Below are 15,773 nucleotides of genomic sequence, written 5' to 3'. Positions count from 1 at the left end.
TTAAATTTGAATATGGCCCGGCTCCTGAATGCTGAAAACTTGCATGCATGCAAGGTAAAAGCCTCATGCTCTCCCTATGACCCGTTTTCCACTCCCTGCAGGCTCCGGTTTATAAACGAGGGGGGGGCTTTTTCCTGAATATTTTCCCCTGTATGACCGATATGCTTCCGGCTCGGTTCATGCCATCCGGCTTGTCTTAAAAAAGGGACACGAACAGAGAGGATGCACAATGATGAGAAAAACCGCCGAATGGCAGGCTCACCGGTAATTAAAGATGCTTTCCCGGTTTAAAAACAATCCGGAAGGCGAATGAATAATTGACTGTGCCCGTTACCGGTAGCTTACGTCGCCCCGGATGCACACATCGCTTCCAAAGATGCTCACAACCGGCTGCTCAAGAAAGGCTTCACGTTCCAGGAATGAACCACCCGTTACGCCGTCTGCGCCGCCGCCCGTTATGATGGGCGCGTAAAATCCCACCCATTCATCCACCAGGCCGGCTTTCAGGAATTCCCGGACCAGGCAGCCTCCCGCTTCCAGCAGGACAGTCCCTGTTTTTCTTTCATTATACAGATTTTTTAATAATTCCAAATAACTTGAAACGTTCTCTACAATCAGGGTCCGGTCACGGAATTCATCCGTCAGGCAAACGGAATCCGCAGGAATGGATGCGGCGTTGTGAGTCAGGATAATGCGCCAGGGCTGTTCCTTAAGGGAAGAAACGGGACGGTCCGGTTTTCTGATGGTCAGGGACGGATTGTCCAGGCGCATGGTATTTCCTCCGGTAAGAATCGCATCGCACTCAGCCCGCAGGGTATGTACGAAAGACCTGGATTTTTCATTCGTCAGCCACTGGGACCGTTCCGGACTGCGTGAAATGCGGCCGTCCAGGGACATGGCGCTCTTTGCGATCACCCATGGGCGCCCCTCCAGCATGTTCAGCCTGAATCCCCGGATTAAATGATCGCATTCCTTTTCCAGAATTCCGCGGGTGACCTGGATGCCTGCTCTCCCAAGAATATCAGCCGCGGCGCCGCGGTGTCTGGGATTGGGGTCTTGAGAGCCATAAACCACCCGTTTGAAATGGTGTTCCAGAATGGCTTCCGTACAGGGTGGCGTTTTTCCGGTGGTGCTGCACGGTTCCAGAGTAACGTACAGAGTGGAATCCGCAAACAGGGCCGCGTTGCCTCTGGCCGTTCCATCGGCAATAGCCTTCCTTTCCGCATGGGGCAGGCCGGCTTTTTCATGAAAACCGGAGCCGATCACTTGGTTTTCATGCACGATGACCGCTCCCACGCAGGGATTAGGGCTTGTCAGCCCGACCCCTTTTTCGGCCAGTTTTACGGCCATGTTCATCCAGCGCGTATCCTGGTCTTCCGTGTTCATGCCGACCTTGTAGCACGAATGCGCGAGAAAGGACAATCACGTTGTGTGATTGAAGAATATTAGATTTAACAATATTAAATTTCTTCTTCTTCTACCCTGTGCCCAGTGTGAACAACGTTTTTACCGCCTGGGAATGAATGGATTGAAATCATCCGCCAGTGTGAATAAATTCGGTTCATAAAAATGTGGATAACATCTGAATAACTTATTCACACCATACTCACAGTTAATTAACTTATCCTTTCACAGGGTTATTGGCAAGTGGAACCGTGAAACGGAGCCGCACGTTCCGTCTTGCGGAAGCGCCGTAAGAAAGCATACCATTCCTCCATGAGGGTTGCCAGATTGATTTACATTCCGGAAAGGGACCATACCTTTCCCGCAACGAGCCCTGAGAGGCCCTTCCGCGGCTTTTCCGTGGCCGGGGTGAGCGTAGCCGCCTATTGTGCCTCCCGGCTCCGGGAAGCGGGCTTTGAGGCGGTTTTTAATCCGGAAGCCGCCGTTACGGAAAGTGCGGCGGAAGTGGTAGAGGTGTCCATGCATGATTTTTCCCCGGAAGCTGCCGCATGGCTTGCTTCCTGCGGGACAGGGGAAGTACGGAATGAAGAAGGGCGGCTGCTGGCCCGGAAAGGGCCGGGAAACGGACTGTCACGTGTTTTTTCCGGGCGGGAGGCGGCTGTGGAGCGCCTCGTCTATCCCTGGGACCTGCTGGACTGGCAGAAGAGAGTGATGGAGGGAATGGAGGGAGACGATTTTTCCGGGCGGCCGGGCGTTTACGTCCTGGGCAGTCTCCGTGTGGGAAAGGGCACCGTGGTGATGCCCGGCGTGGTGGTTGAGGGCTCCGCATGGGTGGGGGATGGCTGCCGTCTTGGGCCCAACTGCCATTTGAGAGGATATGTGTCCATGGGAAACGGCTGTGTAGCGGGGCAGGGGGTGGAACTGAAGAACTGCATCATCGGAGACGGGACGTTTATTCCCCATCTGAGCTATGCGGGTGATTCCATCATTGGCAGCGACGTTAATTTCGGGGCTGGAACGGTGTGTTCCAATTTCCGCCATGACGGCGGGGAGCACAGGATGATGGCGGCCGGGAGGCTGGAAATTACCGGAAGGAACAAGCTGGGAGCCGTCATTGGGGATCATGTGCGCCTGGGCGCCAATACCGTTGTTTTGCCGGGCAGGGTGGTTCCGCCCGGCGCCTGGACCATGCCGGGGGAAACATTCACGGGAACATGAATTCCGGGACGGAAGTGCCGGAATACGGAAAAGGCCGCATGCGGGGGAACCCTTCCCGGCATGCGGCCTCTTGCTGGATAACGGCAAATGCTTAGCAGCTCCGGCGGCGGCGCATCAGCAGGGCGGCCAGGCCCAGCAGCCCCAGGGAAGCAGTGGCCGCTTCCGGAACAGGAAGCACAACGCCGTCGTAAAATTTGATGTTGTTGACATCTATGGTTCCGTTCATGGGACGGGTGTTTCCAAAGGAAGCTCCAAATTGGGAGCCTGTCAGGGCAGGGGAGGACGGATTCCAGCCGGTGATCGTACCTGCCAGGGTGCCGTTGACGTACACGGAGAGAGTCTGGGAGGAAAGATCGGAAACGATGCTCAGATTGTTCCAGTTGTCCTGCTGGAGGTCCGTCCAGGTCAGGCCTGTATTGATGTTTCCGCCGGATTGGCCTCCAAATCCCTTGTTGTAAAAATAAAGTTCCCCGGAAGCATTGAATTCCAGTACCATGCTGTTGGATTCTCCGGAAACCGTTCCATTGGAATACAAGCTGAAAACGTCTTTCCAGGCGTTGTTGGTGGAACTCAGGTTTTTCAGGTCGAAGCTGACGGTGAAACTGCCTGAAATTCCCGCTATGCCAGAGTTGTAGGGCGTGCCTCCGCCGGAGCCGCTGCCGAAAGTGGCATAATCGTTGCCGGTTGTATAATTGAATGAACCGTTCCAGCCGGGAGCAGTTATTTGCGTTCCTTCAGTGGTCCACTCCCAGGAATAAATGGGAGAAGCCGCATGGGCCATGCCTCCCGCAACCAGTAAAGACAAAATAATGAATGAACGTTTCACAGAAATTCTGAAAGTCTTTGTTGTTTAAAATCGCCGAAGCTTGGCTGAAAAGTAGCGGATTTCGAATCCGGATGCCGTTCTTTTTCCTCTGGAAAGCGGCAAATTCATTGAACATATACACGATCCGGAAGAAACGCTGTTTATGTTTCCTTTCATGCTTTTATTTTTCCGTGATCTTTCTTTTTGTTAACCGGCTTGTTCTTAAAAAAATAATTTGACCCCGGATTCGAAATCCGCGTGCGCGTCAACCGGGAATTGTTCGCCGGAGAACGGACTTTTAAGAATACTTAAATAATTTGAAAAACCGTTTCATGCAAGATATGCCCGGAGAAATAGCATATTACTACATATGGTATGCTTTTAAAAAAATACTGCCAAATATTAGGGTTTGACGGAGAAATGGCTTGAATCACAGGAGGCACTTGTGAGAGGATGCGAGGCAGATAAAAGCACAGACACATGAAGTTTACCATTTCCAAGCAAGTATTTCTCGACGGTCTGAGACAGGTTGCCAGCGTGGTGTCTTCCAAGACGACGCTGCCCATTCTTTCCAACGTCAAGATTGAAGCTGAAAACGGCCAGGTACGTTTTACGGCTACGGATCTTGACGTATGCATCACCGGCGTAGTTCCCGCGAACGTGTTGCGCGAGGGCACCGTGACTCTTCCCGCCAAAAAGCTGGTGAGCATCATCAGCGAGCTTCCTGAAGCAGAAGTCCAGGTGGACGTCAACCAGCGCAACCAGGCGACTGTGGAATGCGGCCGCTCCCAGTTCAAGCTGAATGGCCTTCCGGCGGACGAATTCCCTGAACTGCCGTCCTTTGAACAGGCGACCGTGTACCAGGTGGACCAGAATTTGCTGCGCGACTGCATCCGCCGCACGGAATACGCCATCTCTACGGATACGACCCGCTACGTGCTGAACGGCATTTCCCTTTCCTTCCGCAACGGCAAGATGACTCTGGTGGCTACGGACGGCCGCCGCCTGGCCCTGGCGGAAACCGCCCTGGAATTCCCGGAAGAACAGCAACTGGACGCCATTCTGCCCACCAAGGCCGTTGGTGAACTCCGCCGCCTTCTGGATGAAGTAGGGACCGTCACCGTACGGTTCACCCGCAACCAGGCCGCTTTTGAAATCAATGACACGCTGCTGATCAGCAAGCTGATTGACGGCAATTACCCGAACTATCGCCAGGTAATCCCGACGGACTGCAAGGAAAGCATTGAACTGCCCTGCGGGGAACTGCTGGAAACGGTGCGCCGCGTGTCCCTCCTTTCCGTGGACAAAAGCACGAACATCAAGCTGAACTTCCGTGAAAACGAACTCGAAGTGGCTTCCAGCGCGGAAGGCGTGGGTGAAGCTCATGAATCCATGACGATCACTTATGCCGGAAGGCCGCTTTCCATTTCCTTCAACCCGGATTTCTTCATGGCTCCCCTGAAGACGATGGCCGGGGATACGATCATCACGTTAAACCTCATTGATGAAATGAGCCCGGGCGTATTGAAGATAGGTGATGAGTTCCTGTACGTGCTCATGCCAATGAGATCTCCCAACTGATTTTGATGGTACAAAATCATTCATACGAGAACAGGCGCCGTGCTGTCACGGCGCCTGTTTTTTATTGATTGAAAATGAAAGTGATGACTGGGTTATTCACATGAATGTTCTACGTGGAACATTTTTCATTTTCCACCGTCGTCAATAAACCGGACGGTGGTTTCCGGGGGAGGGATAAAAAACAGGCGTGCCGGCATGGCACCGGAAAAAACGCGTATAAACACCTTCCGGCGCCGGGAACGTGCGGTTCAGGCGCAAGGGAAGGCACGGAGTGCCGCAGCGGGTCTAAGGAGGCTCCGCCGCGTCATTCGCTCAACAACCCCGGATCGGCGAACAAATCCGGAGCAAGATGGAAAGGATAGGAACCGGAGGCTTGCAGAATGGCTTCCCGTACGGGAGGCAGGGAACCGAAGCAGGAGGATTCCACATCCAGAATACGGCCGTCTTTCAGTTCAATCATCAGTCCGGGTTCAGATTCATGATCGGGCGTACATCCTATGCGCTCAATCAGTTCCCATGGAATTTCCTTGCGTGAAATGCTGTTGCCCCAGGAGATGGAGGAGGAAGTGATTGTGAGAAAATAAGGTCTCCCCAGAATGACGGGAAGCCACAGGAACAAGAGAAGAGCGCCGAGGAGAAAGCTCCACCATCCGGACCCGAAGAATGCCCAGGCCAGGCCGCACCCCAGGGTGCCGAGGAGTCTCCCTCCCAGCCGGTAGCTGCGGTAGGAATAATAAGTGTTCATGAATTGCGAAGTCAATGAAACGTCAGGCCGGCCAGGGAACGCGAAGCCCCCAGCCGTACTCTGTACGATACTCCTTCATTCCTGCAAAGACAAGATGATAAGTCAGGAAATCCAGTCCAGCATGTCCGGCGGCAGGGAACCGCGGGAGCGGATCAGGGAAAGGAAAGCTTCCTCCATTTCCGGAGGCGGCGGAAAAATGCCCGGCATGGCGCGGCCTGCGGCAAGCTCCACGACGCCCAGGTTATGGAGCGCCAGGGGAGGGTCTATGTAGCACATTTGCGTAGGGTCTGGCAGAATGAAATTAAGGGGGCGGCCTCCGTTCAGCAGGCGGTTCTTCGGGATCTCCGGCCCCCATTCGTCCTCCACGCCCATATTGGCCAGCAGAACGCCGGAGGAGCGGGTCACAGCGGGGTCAATCACTCCTGACAGGGCATGCCGCCGCCCTGTGGCCGTGACGGTGCAAAAGGCATGACTGACTGTATTGGTAAGAGCTTCTCCATCCGTTGCGCGCACGAATGAGGCGGAGGACAGAGGAAGAGGTTTTTCCTCCACATCCGCCACGATAACGTTCAAGCCCCGCCTGAGCGCGTGCAGAACGATTCCGCGGCCCACTTTTCCGTACCCGATGACTACCAGGGTCCGCCCCGGGCCACTCTCAATTCCCAGCGCTTCCAGCGCGCGGAAAAAGCTTTCCCCGGTTCCCAGGCAAGTCTCTATCTGCTTGATTTTTCCGGCGTCCACCATCCACACGGGCTGTGTGCAGCGCGTATAATGCTGCGCTCCGGACCGGGTCAGTTCCACATACCCGCAGCGGCTAGGAACATGGCTGAGCACCCCGGCGCAGTCCATCACCACATCATAGAGTCCGTCCGCCCGTTCCGCCTCCACCACGGGTATTCCATACCTGCCCAGCAGCGCGACCGTTTCCGGATCGTGGGGCATCACCGGAGAGACTGCTGCCGTCAACTCCGCTCCCGCCGCCAGCAGGGCGGCGTATTTGGCGCAGGTATTCCGGAATACGGGGAGGCGTCAATCACACGGCATCCCTCCAACGGGCGGCTTTCCGCCCACGTTTCACACTGGTGCAGAAGCACGGGAAATTCCTCCTGCCGGTAGAAGGGGGACAAATCTTCCAGAATGCGCGCCGGAGATACAGGCATGGCAAAAATTGTAAGGGTTCTACGGATGGAGGGCAATCTTTCTCCTCCCGTTTTCATAGAAAAACTTCGGAAAAGATGTATTTTTTGTTTAAGGGTTTTCAGAAGTTGCGACAAATTCGAAAAGACAAACTACTGAATCATCAACCATTCTTTCTCCATGGGAGAGACATTTTTTACAGGAATTTGACTGGCGCCAAGCAGGAATGACATCCTATTGTGGATTTTTTTTCTAACAAATAGATAATATTGATGTCTGTAAAAGGAAGGTACTGAGCGTAAGAATTATTATATTATTTTTTGATGGGAAAAAATTCGTTATGTTTCATAGGGAAACAAAAATTCTCAAATAAACTTTATTGACACTGGCTCTGGATCATGCTACTGGGAAAATGATCATGGAGGATTGCTCTCCTCTAATTTCATCATCAATCCCAGTTCTTTAATGCCTTATGAATACTCCAACTACTTCTTCTGCCGGCACTCCTTCTTCCATCCCCGCTTACCGCAAATGGTACTTCGGCTCTACGGCCAAACCCATGCCGCGTGGCATGCGCGCCGTTCCGGAGCCCGATCCGCTACCGTTCGAGGAAATCCACGAACACGATGAAATTACCGTGGGACCGCCTAGTACGTCGGCGGATGGACACAGTGCTCACGGTTACTTTACCATTCCGGAAGGAGCGGACGGTAAAAAGCTCTACGGCACCTGTTCGCTCTTCCTGGGGGTGGACGACTGGGGAAGCCTGGAAGTGAAGGATTCCAGCGGCAGCGTGGTGGCGCAGGTGAACCTGAAGAAAGACTCGCAGACGGCAGGCAAGCAGGGCGGCCATAAATACCACACGGGGACCGGCGGGGCGCAGCTGCCCTCCGGCTCCTACATTTGGGAAGTCAACCAGACCAACATCGACTACAAGCCTGAAAAAGACAACGTCTCCATCTGCAACTACAGCATCGACGTAGTGCCGACGGAGCCGGGAGGCAAGGAGGAGCCCGAGAAGTGCCCGTGCGAGGGAGACACGTGTGATAACAGCGGCGGAACGCCGCCTTCCCCGTCGCTGGCCCGGTCGGGCTCCGCGGCGGGAGTGAGCAACAGCACGCTGGGAAACTATTCCTCCGCAGGGTGCAGTGTGAGTGCGGAAAGCACGGCCACCCTGATGTACTGGTCCTGCAACTTCGGAACATTCAGGGGGCTGGGAGGGATTCCTGCGGGCCGGGTGGAATTGAGGAGTGAGGAAAGTGTCTCCGGCCTGGAAAGCCCCTCCTCACTGGCCTACAACCATCCGTTGAACAGCCGCCTGGACGTGCCTGAAGGGGGAATTGTACCCGGAGTGCGTTTTGATCTGGTGCAGGGAGACCGGGTGATTGCCATGCGCTGCTATATGAACGGGTCCGTGCTGCCCGTTGGCGTGGACACGTCGGGCGGAGGACGGGCAACGCTGGACACGGTGGAAGGACAATCCTGCCTTCGCTGGATCGTGGAAGACGGCAGCCAATACCTCTTCTCGGCGGAAACAGGAACGCTCCTCTCCTACACCACCACCGACAAGCAGGTCATCTCCAACGCGTCATCCTACCTGGACGTCAAGCATGCCGAAGACGGCTCGCTGAGGCAAATCTGGAACCTGTGGGACGGCCTGCTCAACGTGGAAAACGTCACGGCCACGGGCTACATCATCGCGCTCTACACGCCTGGGCAAATCACCGGAACGGACGAACAGGGATTTTATACGGTCACCGGGACACCCTTTAAAACATTCAACCTTTCCCTTTCCGCGGACGGCCACTTCACCGTCACGGAACAGGCGCCGGCTAGGCAGCCCTACGCCGTCACCTGGTGGAACGACGGCCTGGCGTGGAACATGCGGCAGGGCACGGGGGAAGACGCCGTCACGACCATCCGCACGCGCACGGAGCTGGAACCGGAAGACTCGGTCTGGCAGCTGGTGACGGAAATCTCCAAAGGAGGTATCGTGGCAGAGCGCACCTGCTCCATATATCAAACGACGGACGTAGGCGATCTGCTGCTCACTCAAGTGGAAGGCTATCAAAGCCCGGAAGCCCAGACCACGCAATACGCCTACGACCAGTGCGGACGGCTCAAGACGGAAACTGCCCCGGACGGCAGCCAAATTCATTACGCGTATGACCTCTACGGACGCCTGCTCTCCCGCGACGAACCGTGGGCGGAAAGCGGCAGGCGCATCACGCGCTACACCTATGCCTATTCGGGAGAAGCCGACTTCAACGACGAACCCGCCACGGAAACGGTAGACCTGCTTCCGCTGGAAGGACACGTCAAGACGCTGACCACCATTGCCTACAAGTACACGACGGCCAATCACGTCAAAAGGACGGAAAAGCGGGTCACCGGACTGGGAGTAACGGGCACGCGCCTGACGGCCACGGAACAATGGCTGGCCGGCGCGCCCGACGTCTATGCCCGCGGACGCACCCGGATGACCCGGGACCTCACCGGCGTGCAAACCTGGCACGACTACGCGGCAACGACGGAGCACGGCGCCCTCTACACGGAAACGTTGGAAACGCGCGTCAACGGGGAAACCGTGCCGGGACAGAGCACGCGCACCACGACCTGGATCACGGCGGAAGGGCAGCGCGTCAGGGAAGAAAGCTACGCCCTGCTCACCGGCGGGGAATGGGCGCTCACGGACAGCGCCTCCTATGAATTTGACACGCAGAACAGGTGGGTGAAGCGGACGGCGGGCAATGGCCGAATAACGGAGCGCGAGCTGATGTGCGACGGGCGCCTGTTGTGGGACATTGATGAAAATGGTGTAAGAATGGACTATGCCTACGACACGGCGCGCCAACTGGTGGAAACCACGCGTTCCGCCGTAATGGACGGGGAAACCGTCATCACGCCGGAAACCATCACCACCTACACCCTGGATGCGGCGGGGCGCATCCTCTCTACGCGCCGGGATACGGGGGCCATGACGACCAGCGAAAGCTCGGAGTACGACTTGCTGGGGAGGATAACTTCCTCTACGGACGTCCTGGGACGAGTCACCACCTACGCCTACAGCGAAGACGGTCTGACGACGACGCAAACCACTCCCTCCGGAGCCACGTTCGTCACGCGCAACGCGCCGGACGGAACGGTCCTGGAAGAATCCGGCACGGGACAGCGGCATATCATCTATTCCCTCGACTTGGTTGCCGACGGCGTTCGGACCTTCACGAAAGCCGTCTCCGGGGAAACGGAAACCGAACTGCAGCGCAGCGTCGCCAACGGTGCCGGGGAAATTCTGCGCACGGGCCGGCCCAACACCATCGGGGGAGTCATTTACACGAGGAACACCTATAACGCCAAGGGACAGCTGACCAAGGAACAGACAGATGCGGAAACCGCAGCTACGACGATGGCGCCGACCCTGTGGGAATACGACGACTTCGGCAATAAGGTCAAGGAAACCTGGAAGCTTGCCGATCCGGCCACCGTGTCCAACTCGCGCATCACCACGTGGAGTTACGGCGTGGAACAGGCGCAGGACGGCGTCTACCGCGTCGTCACGGCGACTAGGAACAACGGCCAAGGGACTACCTATGGCGAAACGCAGAAGACGCTGGTTTCCTCCCTCTCGTCCACGCTGGAAAGCAAAACCGTCTTCATCGGTCCCAGAGGAAATATATCCACACAGTGGAGCGAATACGGAACAGGCGCCCTGCGGACGCAAAAAAGCAGCATCCCCACTTCCAATGTCACGGCCACCGCGACGGTCATCGACGACTTTACTACCACGCAGACGGACCACGCGGGCATTACTTCCACGCAGACCCGAGCCTATGCGGAAACCGGCATCATCTACACTAACACGGACGGACGGGGCAACACCATTACGACACGTACCGACATCGCCGGGCGCACTGTTTCCGTTACCGACGCGGCGGGCAACACGGCTTCTACCGCCTACGATCCCTGGTTTGACCAGCCTTCCGCCGTCACCAACGCCCTCGGGAAAACGACATGCTACAACTACGATCTCCGGGGCCGCAATACGGCGCAATGGGGAACGGGCGCCCAGCCCCTGCTCTTCGGCTACGACGAAGCCGACAGAATGGTCAGCCTTACCACCTTCCGGGAGGACGCGGGCGACATCACCACCGACCCCACGGGACGCACGGACGGAGACGTCACCACCTGGAGCTATGATGAAGCCACGGGGCTGTTGGCGCGTAAAACCTACGCGGACGGAACGCATGAGGACACCGCCTACAATGCCCTGAACCTCAGATCCACGCTCACAGACGCGCGGGGGGTGGTCACCACCTGGGGCTACAATCTGAAGAAAGGGGTCAACACCTCCGTCTCCTACAGCGACTCCACGCCCGGCATCCAGTACGCCTACAACTGCCTCAACCAGCTGACCCAGGTGACGGACGCCTCAGGCTCTCGCACCATCACTTACACTCCCTACAACGAACCGGACACCGATAGCATCACCATAGGAGGCGCCTCCTGCCAGCTCCAGGAAAACTACGATGCCTACGGCCGGTCCTCCGGCTATACCCTGAAACAGGGAACCGACGTCCTCCAGGAAGCAAGCCAGGGCTATGAAGCCAACGGGAGGCTTGCCGGCGCCGGAATCGTGCACGGAGGAGAAGAACAAACCTTCGCCTACGGCTACCTGGCGGGAAGCAGCCTGCCCTCCAGCCTCGCGATGCCCAACGGCATCGTCCGGGAACTTGCCTATGAAGAACACCGTGACCTGGCAGTGGCCATAAGCTGCCGTCTGGGGGGAACCGCGCTGGTCTCCCGCAGCCAGAGCTACGACGCATTGGGACGCCCGGTCACCCGCACCCAGCAGCGGGGAACCGAAGCAACTCGTACTGACAGCTTCAGCTACAACGGCAGAAACGAACTCACCGGGGCTACTCTGGGAACAGACCCCTACGGTTACAGCTACGACAACATCGGCAACCGCAAGACGGCGCGGGAACTGGCCGAGGAACTCACCTACGTGGCCAACGAGCTTAACCAGTACACCAGCATCGAAGAAAAAGCGGAGGCGCCTTTCGTGCCGACGTACGACGCCTCGGGCAACCAGACCCTCATCAAAACCTCGACGGGCATTTGGACAGTAGTCTACAACGCGGCCAACTGCGCGGTGAGCTTCACCAGCCGGGACGGCAGTACGGTGGTGGAATGCGGCTACGACTACCAGGGGCGCCGCTACATGAAGAAAGTCACCGTCAACGGGACGGTCGCCAGCCATGAACGCTACCTGTACCGCGGCTACCTGCAACTAGCGGCGTTGGACATGCTGGACAACCGGAACGTGCTTCGGACACTGTTGTGGGATCCACTGGAACCGGTGGCCACGCGTCCCCTGGCCCTGGTGCAGGCCGCCTCTCTTTACTGCTATGGATGGGACTTCAACAAGAATGTGACGGAAGTTTTTGATGGGCAGGGAACGATCGCGGCGGCTTACGACTACTCGCCCTATGGGATAGTTGGCAGCACAGGCAACCTAGCCCAGCCCGTCCAATGGTCCAGCGAGATGAATGACGAAGAACTCGCCCTGGTCTACTACAATTACCGTTATTACAATCCTGCAGACGGCAGGTGGATCAATCGCGATCCAATCGCTGCAGAAGGAGGATGGAATTTGTATGGGTTTGTTGGGAATAATTCTGAAAAAAATATTGATTCATTGGGTTTAATATTTGGAAGTAAAGGAGAATTCAATATAGGTGGTAATATTATTTTTGAAGAAAGCATTGCTGATACTTTTGTGGGATCATACAAGGCGCAATGTAGTGATAATGGAAAACCAACTATGGATCGAGAAAGTTTTAGAATTGGTTTCACGGGGATTTTTTCTAAACATTCTAAATATTATTTAGATTCCCAAGAAAAATATCATGATAATGATCATAAAGTGGATTATATTATAGTACTCACAGCAGTGGGATTAAAAGAGTCTATTTTGAATGCTCCTCTCAAGGTTGCAGGAGTAGTTATCACTGTAGCAAGTTTCTTTGCGGGACCAGGGGGGAAAGCAATTACTATTGCTCTGAATATAATTGGTGGAGGTGTAACAGCTCTTGGAATTTTTGGACCTAAAGATGAGATATTTTCGAAACAAATTAAAATAAAATTGACATTAGCATGTGAATGTGAGGAAGCTGAGATTCCTGTCTCTGGTTATCCTATCACCATGAAAGGGGAAGCATGGTTCCCGAAACGTGATTCATTTTCTTTTGAAAAATAATTAGCATAAAATAGATGAAATCATGAATTATATATTATATTTATTAATTAGTGTTGTATGTATAAATTATTCTTTAGGAAATATCCAAGAAACAAAAAGTGTTCCTGAAGTCCAAGTGAAATATAGTGGCCTAAAATTTTATCAAGATACATTAGAAATTACAATAGATATTACAGATTCAGAAAAAAATCGGAAAATGTTTAGTCTTGGAAAAAAAATAACACTTTATGATCATCAAGAGCCAGTTCCATGTAATGCTATTGGTTCATTTTCTTTTCTATTTTCTGAAGATGGCAGTATAGCTCAAGTGAAGTTATTTTTTAAAACAGGATTGGAAAAAGTATTAAATGGGACTTTGACTGTATTAACATCGCAAAAGACAGTTCCATTAAAAGAAAAAATAATAAAAATAAAAAATAATGAAGAATTTAATTTAGATGAAACTTTAGTAAAAATAACATCAGTAAAAGAGTTAAAGGACGGTTATAAAATTTCTTTTTCTTTTAAAGATTTAATCGGAATTTCTAAATTTGAATTTAAAACATTAGATGGCGTGCAACTCAAATCAAAACAAGAACGTTTGATAAGTTTTGGATTAGGCGGAACACAAGTATCTTCATATCATGTATTTACTACAAAAGAAAGTGAACAATTAAAGTTAATTATTACGCCTTATAAATGGATTGAAATAAAATGCCTCCATATTCCTTTATTTATTAATCTGCCTATTTTGAGTAAGTAAAAGTATGATTTTATTTACAATTCTTGGATAATTGTATAAGTTCAATGATCATGTGTAATATATTAATAGGTCGATGAGCTTCACCAGCCGGGACGGCAGTACGGTGGTGGAATGCGACTACGACTACTAGGGACGCCGCTACATGAAGAAGGTGACGGTGAACGGAACGGTCGTCAGCTATGAACGCTACCTGTACCGCGGCTACCTGCAACTAGCGGCGTTGGACATGCTGGACACCCGGAACGTGCTTCGGACACTGTTGTGGGATCCACTGGAACCGGTGGCCACGCGTCCCCTGGCCCTGATGCAGGCCGCCTCTCTTTACTGCTATGGATGGGACTTCAACAAGAATGTGACGGAAGTTTTTGATAGAGAGGGAGCTGTTGCGGCAACTTACGACTACTCGCCCTATGGGATAGTTGGCAGCACAGGCAACCTAGCCCAGCCCGTCCAATGGTCCAGCGAGATGAATGACGAAGAACTCGCCCTGGTCTACTACAATTACCGTTATTACAATCCCGCTGACGGCAGGTGGATTAACAAGGATCCATTAAAAGAAGAGAATTTTTTAGAAATATATTTGAAGAGTGAGTTAAAAAACAGAATATTTCTTTTGAATTACCCAATCTGTATGTTTTTTGCCATAACTCACCTGTTACAGGGGCGGATGTATTAGGACTTTGGGAAGTAGGTCCGAGGCCACCTAAAATAAATACCGTAGTTACTGATGGTAAAGGTGGGCTGGAAGTTTATCTGGGTCAAGCTCCGGAAGGGAGTATAGATAGGAAGTGTTGTCTGGATTGCTTAATGAAACATGAGCAAAGCCATTTGAGCGACATCCTTGCTGCCAACCCAAGAATAGCATTTGATGACAAAGGAAAACCTTATCCAGCAGGAAGAGGAATTGTCAGCCCGACTCATGGACGAGAATTGATAGAATCTGAGATAAAAGCGCATGGAATAGAAATAAAGTGTTTACGAGAATCTCTCACAAAACCGAAAATAAGTAAGACATGCAGAAAGAGAATTGCTACAAGAATTAATTTTTTATCTCAACGTTTAAAAGCATACGAGAACAAGTTAAAATGACTATGATTGCAAGAATTATTTTATTATCCATAATACTTATTGTTCCTAATATAAAAGCCTCTCCTATATTGGTTGACACAACGAAATCATTGGTTCTTTCTAAAAAGAGTCCATACGTGGAATTAGAAATAATCGAAAGAGAAAATTTATTTGAATTTTATACAGTTGTAAAACCAATGAACAAGGGAGATAAAATTAATTTTCTTGTCTATCGGTACGATGATAAATCTCAAAAAATTACAACCATCATAAATGTTACAAGCAAACATGAGATCCAAATATCTTTCCCTATAAAAAAAGATGATCTTGGAAAATTGAGCTATTGTGCAACCAATACTCCAAAAGGTACATTCGGCGGCATAGGATATTTTGAAAGGAAAAACAAAAAAGAACTTGTTTTTCCTGATAGTGATACAGTATACATCATCGAAAATATACGAGATTTTCTTAAAAGAGAATAAGCGTTAAATAAATATTTAGTTTAAACTAAACCGTTTTTTAATAATGGATGGAATATTTTGTTTTAATACTATGGTATTGGCAAATAACGGCATCGAACACGCTGGACAACCGGAACATGCTCCACTCGTTGCTGTGGAATCCTTTGGAACCAGAAGTCACGCGTTCCCTGGCTTTGGTGCAGGACAATGTCCTTTACAACTTCAACAAGAACGTCACAGATGTTTTCGATGGGCGGTAGCTATTGCGGCAGTTTAGGACTATTCGCCGTGTGGAATAGTCAGCAGTACAGGAAGTCTTCTCCATCTGGTGTAGTGGTCTAGAGAAATGAACG

Annotated in this window: 12 protein-coding genes; 7 read left to right on the top strand and 5 right to left on the bottom strand. The window is 52.4% G+C overall.

From position 1 onward, the window contains the following. Nucleotides 1–330 precede the first annotated feature (330 nt). Nucleotides 331–1,386 carry a bifunctional diaminohydroxyphosphoribosylaminopyrimidine deaminase/5-amino-6-(5-phosphoribosylamino)uracil reductase RibD gene (gene ribD, locus QSJ36_RS02885; RefSeq protein ID WP_102727874.1) on the bottom strand — a complete coding sequence of 352 codons (1,056 nt, stop codon included), beginning with the start codon at nucleotides 1,384–1,386 and terminating at the stop codon, nucleotides 331–333. A gap of 330 nt (nucleotides 1,387–1,716) precedes the next feature. Between ribD and QSJ36_RS02880 the strand changes: the two genes are divergently transcribed. Continuing rightward, on the top strand, nucleotides 1,717–2,622 hold the full coding sequence (locus QSJ36_RS02880; protein ID WP_285466727.1) for a hypothetical protein: 906 nt from the start codon (nucleotides 1,717–1,719) through the stop codon (nucleotides 2,620–2,622). Nucleotides 2,623–2,713: 91 nt separating this feature from the next. Here the strand turns inward: QSJ36_RS02880 and QSJ36_RS02875 are convergent, their stop codons facing one another. Beyond that, nucleotides 2,714–3,427: a LamG-like jellyroll fold domain-containing protein gene (locus tag QSJ36_RS02875; RefSeq protein ID WP_102727872.1), complete on the bottom strand. Its 714-nt coding sequence runs from the start codon at nucleotides 3,425–3,427 to the stop codon at nucleotides 2,714–2,716. Between the two features lie 480 nt (nucleotides 3,428–3,907). Between QSJ36_RS02875 and dnaN the strand changes: the two genes are divergently transcribed. Then, entirely contained in the window at nucleotides 3,908–5,008 is a 1,101-nt protein-coding gene (gene dnaN, locus QSJ36_RS02870; RefSeq protein ID WP_022396127.1) for a DNA polymerase III subunit beta, read from the top strand. A 304-nt stretch (nucleotides 5,009–5,312) separates the two neighbouring features. Here dnaN and QSJ36_RS02865 read toward each other — a convergent pair whose 3' ends face one another. From QSJ36_RS02865 to QSJ36_RS02855, 3 genes are all read right to left on the bottom strand, one after another. Beyond that, the gene (locus QSJ36_RS02865) at nucleotides 5,313–5,753 is read right to left on the bottom strand and encodes a hypothetical protein (protein ID WP_022396128.1); all 441 of its coding nucleotides are present in this window, start codon (nucleotides 5,751–5,753) and stop codon (nucleotides 5,313–5,315) included. A 102-nt stretch (nucleotides 5,754–5,855) separates the two neighbouring features. Then, entirely contained in the window at nucleotides 5,856–6,695 is an 840-nt protein-coding gene (locus QSJ36_RS02860) for a hypothetical protein (protein WP_285466723.1), read from the bottom strand. Between the two features lie 20 nt (nucleotides 6,696–6,715). Beyond that, on the bottom strand, nucleotides 6,716–6,913 hold the full coding sequence (locus tag QSJ36_RS02855) for a hypothetical protein (RefSeq protein WP_285466722.1): 198 nt from the start codon (nucleotides 6,911–6,913) through the stop codon (nucleotides 6,716–6,718). A gap of 449 nt (nucleotides 6,914–7,362) precedes the next feature. On the opposite strand from QSJ36_RS02855, the gene QSJ36_RS02850 reads away from it, so the two are divergent. The 5 genes from QSJ36_RS02850 to QSJ36_RS02830 all read left to right on the top strand — a co-directional run bounded on the left by QSJ36_RS02850 (nucleotide 7,363) and on the right by QSJ36_RS02830 (nucleotide 15,441). Then, the gene (locus QSJ36_RS02850; RefSeq protein WP_285466721.1) at nucleotides 7,363–13,149 is read left to right on the top strand and encodes an RHS repeat-associated core domain-containing protein; all 5,787 of its coding nucleotides are present in this window, start codon (nucleotides 7,363–7,365) and stop codon (nucleotides 13,147–13,149) included. A gap of 22 nt (nucleotides 13,150–13,171) precedes the next feature. Then, a complete protein-coding gene (locus QSJ36_RS02845; RefSeq protein WP_285466720.1) occupies nucleotides 13,172–13,891 on the top strand; it encodes a hypothetical protein in 720 nt (239 codons plus the stop codon). 142 nt (nucleotides 13,892–14,033) lie between these two features. Beyond that, the gene (locus tag QSJ36_RS02840) at nucleotides 14,034–14,567 is read left to right on the top strand and encodes an RHS repeat-associated core domain-containing protein (protein WP_285466719.1); all 534 of its coding nucleotides are present in this window, start codon (nucleotides 14,034–14,036) and stop codon (nucleotides 14,565–14,567) included. 152 nt (nucleotides 14,568–14,719) lie between these two features. Continuing rightward, complete coding sequence (locus QSJ36_RS02835) at nucleotides 14,720–14,980, top strand: hypothetical protein (protein WP_285466718.1); 261 nt, start codon at nucleotides 14,720–14,722, stop codon at nucleotides 14,978–14,980. Next, nucleotides 14,977–15,441, top strand: a complete 465-nt coding sequence (locus QSJ36_RS02830; protein WP_146021134.1) for a hypothetical protein — start codon at nucleotides 14,977–14,979, stop codon at nucleotides 15,439–15,441. The genes QSJ36_RS02835 and QSJ36_RS02830 overlap by 4 nt, the downstream gene beginning before the upstream one ends. Nucleotides 15,442–15,773 lie beyond the last annotated feature (332 nt).

It is taken from the genome of Akkermansia sp. NBRC 115031 (assembly GCF_030268505.1).
In the GTDB taxonomy this organism is placed as follows: domain Bacteria; phylum Verrucomicrobiota; class Verrucomicrobiia; order Verrucomicrobiales; family Akkermansiaceae; genus Akkermansia; species Akkermansia massiliensis.
The sequence above is the reverse complement of the archived record's forward strand: the minus strand, read 5'-3'. Positions and strand labels throughout refer to the sequence as shown.